At 48.2% G+C, this 4,251-nt stretch carries 3 protein-coding genes and 1 pseudogene; 1 reads left to right on the plus strand and 3 read right to left on the minus strand.

From position 1 onward, the window contains the following. The 3 genes from RMO84_RS17555 to RMO84_RS17565 form a co-directional block, all read right to left on the minus strand. A partial coding sequence (locus RMO84_RS17555; RefSeq protein WP_310489729.1) for an AAA family ATPase occupies nt 1-746 on the minus strand: 746 nt, incomplete at its 3' end. 91 nt (nt 747-837) lie between these two features. After that, entirely contained in the window at nt 838-2,409 is a 1,572-nt protein-coding gene (locus RMO84_RS17560; RefSeq protein ID WP_310489730.1) for a DUF5691 domain-containing protein, read from the minus strand. Beyond that, nucleotides 2,409-3,761 carry an SWIM zinc finger family protein gene (locus RMO84_RS17565; RefSeq protein WP_310489731.1) on the minus strand — a complete coding sequence of 451 codons (1,353 nt, stop codon included), beginning with the start codon at nt 3,759-3,761 and terminating at the stop codon, nt 2,409-2,411. Before RMO84_RS17565 ends, RMO84_RS17560 begins: the two co-directional genes overlap by 1 nt. 239 nt (nt 3,762-4,000) lie before the next feature. Between RMO84_RS17565 and RMO84_RS17570 the strand changes: the two are divergent. After that, nucleotides 4,001-4,251, plus strand: a pseudogene (locus tag RMO84_RS17570) (hypothetical protein); the annotation flags it as partial.

Consider the following 4,251-nt stretch of genomic DNA (forward strand, 5'->3'; position numbering starts at 1 on the left):
GCGACTTCTTCGTCGGCACTATCGGGCACGGGTAAAATCACGGTATTAAAGCGGCGTTTGAGAGCACTCGATAGCTCGTTCACGCCCTTATCGCGATTATTTGCCGTGGCAATCACATTAAATCCTTTCTGGGCTTGGACTGCTGTGCCAATCTCGGGAATCGGTAGCGTTTTCTCAGACAAGACAGTAATTAAGGTATCCTGTACATCCGCTGGAATCCGCGTTAATTCTTCAATCCGCACGATTTTGCCATCGTTCATCCCATTCATCATCGGACTGGGCACCACCGCCGCCATCGATGGCCCTGCGGCTAATAATAAAGCATAGTTCCAGCCGTAGCGAATCGCCTCTTCGCTCGTGCCTGCGGTACCTTGAATCAATAGGGTAGAATCGCCCGTCACCGCTGCGGTGAGGTGTTCGGATACCCAGGATTTGGCGGTACCTGGTACGCCGTAGAGCAGTAAGGCTCGATCGGTTGCCAATGTCGCGATCGCGATTTCCATCAACCGCCGACTGCCGATATATTTGGGGCTGACTTCAAAGCCATTTTCGAGTTTGCCGCCGAGTAAGTAGGTAGATACCGCCCAGGGGGAGAGTTGCCAGTTGGGGGGCTTTTGGCGGGTGTCGGATTGACTGAGTTCGGCGAGTTCGTGGGCAAATTGGTGTTCGGCGTTTTGGCGTAGGGTGGTAATGGTGCTTTCGACTGTGGTTTCGATTGCGGTTTTAGCTTTAGCTTTTGGTGGCATGATAAATATTGGGGAGGAAAAATCCCCTCCTGGGAGGGGCAGGGGTGGGTGAAGATCTGCGATAGAAGCTAGAGTTCTTTGATTCGCACTTCTAAGCAGTATTAAAAGCCGATCGCATATCTCGGCGAAATTCTAGTAGTTCGATGCAAAGGGTATAACTAAACCTATCGACAGGTAATCCAGTTTGCATTTGCTGAAGATCTGGCAACACACTCACGTCTAGATATTGACCGAGCATATTACTGTGATTTTGTTCGTAGTAGTAATAAGCTTTCTCAGGATCTAGTTGCTGAATGTATTTGTGAAATTGTTGCATTACCAAACTACTAATTTGCGCACTCCAGTTGTCGCTAAATTCTATCATTCCTTGCAAAGTTCGATGGATGTTATCGCCAAAGTTCTCAGCAGTCAAAAGCTTGGTGAAGAATTGCGATCTAAATTCCTGGGCATTATCGGGTAAAGATTGTAACAGTAATCGAACGTGGTAATCTTCTAAACTAGAATACGATCGATCTAATAAAGCTTCGATCCAATCGCGTCGCTGTTGATAGCAAGCTGCCTTCACCCAGCCAGTCAGGATGAGTAAACTTCGCTCGTGCCTCACGGCTGCATCTAATAATCGATCGAAATCTCCAGACCAACTATCCAGATCGGCAGCAATTAAAACTTGTAAAACCTGCCATTCTTCCAGTGTCAGATCGAGATTTCTGATATTTGTAATCCCAACCGATTTGTCATTTACTCCTGCTGCTTGCCATTCCTTATCGCCAACCTTAGGCAGATCGAGCTTAATTTTACAACTCTTACCCTTCTCTTCAATACTCAAACATTGACTGGCTAATTTTGTTAATCGCTGGCGATATTGGCTGGGTAAACGATTGAGAAGATCTAATGATTGTAGTCTAACTTGTTCGCTCCGATCGAATAATGCCACTTCTAAAAACTCTTCATCATCCAGACTCAAATTAGTCTGTAATACTTCCAACCAAGCTTGCCTATCATCTGCCTTATCTTGCTTCCAACTAGTTGCTACCGCTTGCCGAGCCTCTGCGGGTTGGATCTGTCGCCATTGAGTCAATGCTGCCAACCGCTCGCTGCGGGTACCAGTTGCCCAGATTTCCACTAACTGGGCGAGATCGAGAGATGCGATTATCGTTCCGATAGGCTTCGCCAACGCACCACCAAGCGCATATTCCCAATCTGGGTTCTGGCGAACTAACCACTGTCCGCGATTGCCCAAAATTGAGAGGATTAAGTCTCGCAGTTTTCGATCGCGTTTGCCCCGATCTAATATTAGGGGCAAAAAGTCTGGTGGGATAGTTTGTCCCGCCTGAGCCAGTAGTTGCAAGAATTCTGGCAAGAGTGGCTCGTAGCGACTCTCATTCAAAATCGCACTTAAATGCCGCGCGGTTAACTGGGTGGAACAAGGCAGATCGGCTTCAGCAGCAGGGGGTAATAATGGCACAGTTGTTGGTATCGGACTGTTACCAACCGCTTGATAAGCAGCAATTAATCCTGCCGCGCTGAGGATTTGTTGAATTGGCGACTGACTGGGTAAGGTTGCCTCATAATCTGCCAAGGCTGGATGAGTCAGATCGATCGATGGTTCTTGTCGATTCGTTCCTACCAGGGCACTCGCCACTAGTGTTTCCCAAGCATTCATCACCATACCTCCCCAACGTTTGCTTGCCAATAGCCGCCATCGTGCCACACGCCCAAGGGTCGGAGTTGGCGACCATTCCATTCTCCCATCAGCGTCAGCGATCGACCGCCACTTATAGCTAGCAGTTGCCAGCCACGCAGATCGGCTAATTCTAGGGGTAAATAGTTATGCTCGCGATCGCGTATCGACCAATTGCCGGCACTATAGCTAGGCGTGACATCCTTAATTAATAAGGGAAATGTTTCCAGCCACAGGTTTTGGATGAGGGCTTGACGATAACGATCGATCGCCAGTTCGATTGTTGCATCGCCTGGAATAGTCTCTGGCTGCCGAGCGTCTTGACGATCTCGATCGACCGCCCGCAAGGGGTAACTGCTAGGGAAAAAGATAAGTTCTGTAGGTACTAGCGAACCAGGCAACCAACTGATATCGATCGGTTGGTTGCGAACGGCAAAATTGAGAATTAAAGCGATTCTCTGGCTATTTTGCCCCAATAGCCATACGCGCTGAGTTTTGAGATTGCTGTTAGCATCTTCCGTCAGGCTTTTGCCCATTACCAACCAATCATCTTGCTCGCTGGTGACTTCCCCGCGTTGAAATGAACCTAATAGCTCGTCTTGAGAAATCGTCCACCCGACTTGCGATCGCACTGCTGCTGCGAGTTCTGTCGAGAGGTTATCTAGCCGCTGGTAGCCTTGAATGATGAGATGAATCTGACTCAATGCTACGAGCAGTTTACTCGCCCAATCCGCCTGCCCACTATTGGCAATCCCCGCTAATTGCCGCACTCGTCGAGCCAATCCTGGTGCCTGAGCGTCCACCAACCGCGCCGCCATCCCATCCCAAAAACCATAGGATTGCGCTTGTGTATCTGCCAAACCGCTACTAATAATATCTTGAAGCCATAGATCCAGATCGGCAATTCCCGCGCTGACTTTATCCGATCGCTTTTGCTGGCGTTTTGCTTGGGCGACCTCATCTACAGGTGCCTTTTGTTTTTCTTCCTTCTTTTGGGCAGTTTGCGATCGTTTATCGATCCAGTCTTGTACCCAGTCTGGCAAGGCATCCTGAGTAAATAAATTCGTGTGGCTGGTATGGAGCAAAAACAATCCCAGCCCATGCTTGCAGGGAAATTTGCGGCTGGGACAGCTACATTTAAAAGCTGGCTCGGTGAGGTCGATTTGGGCTTGATAGGGATTCTTGCCGCTGCCTTGGCATTCGCCCCACAATACGCGATCGGTACCGCCCAAGTTTTGCCATTTATTAGCAGTTGCCAGTGCCTTGCCGTTTTTGACCGATCCGGCATCTGGTGCTAAAGCCAGAATTTGTTCGCTGCTCCAAACTACTGCCATAATTAGATCGCTCGAACTATCTGTCACACACTATCATTAAATAAATCAATCTGTCCAGTGAATAAATTCTCGAATTATCGATCGATTCTCAAGTCTCCAGTTCTAAGATCCAGACCAAACTTAAAGGGGTGAAAACTTTTTTAAGTCAACATCACAAATATATTTGAGAGGTTTTCCACTACATGAATCGTCAATCTTCCCCGATTTCCAAATTGTTCAAGTCCACTCGGTTAGTACTCATGGCACTTGGTATCCTCGTTATTTATCTGACAATTGGGCTATCATCGCCCAATCTGTCACTCCCACAAGCCAATGCAGCCGGAAGCGGTGTGGAAATCGAATCCCTCGCACCTACTACCGACATGACTCCCCAGATCGGTTGGGAAATTACCGCTACATCTGGAAATGCTGAAATTGCCCTAGCAAAACATCTAGCCAAGCAAGGTGTCAAGATGTATGGTGCTTATTGGTGTCCCCATTGCTACGAGCA

This window comes from Chamaesiphon sp. VAR_69_metabat_338, assembly GCF_031423935.1.
Taxonomy (GTDB): Bacteria; Cyanobacteriota; Cyanobacteriia; order Cyanobacteriales; family Chamaesiphonaceae; genus Chamaesiphon.

Excerpts from the sequence above, each read along its gene's own strand:
- RMO84_RS17565 (WP_310489731.1), bottom strand. The coding sequence starts at position 3,761 with ATGGCAGTAGTTTGGAGCAGCGAACAAATTCTGGCTTTAGCACCAGAT.
- RMO84_RS17560 (WP_310489730.1), bottom strand. The coding sequence starts at position 2,409 with ATGAATGCTTGGGAAACACTAGTGGCGAGTGCCCTGGTAGGAACGAAT.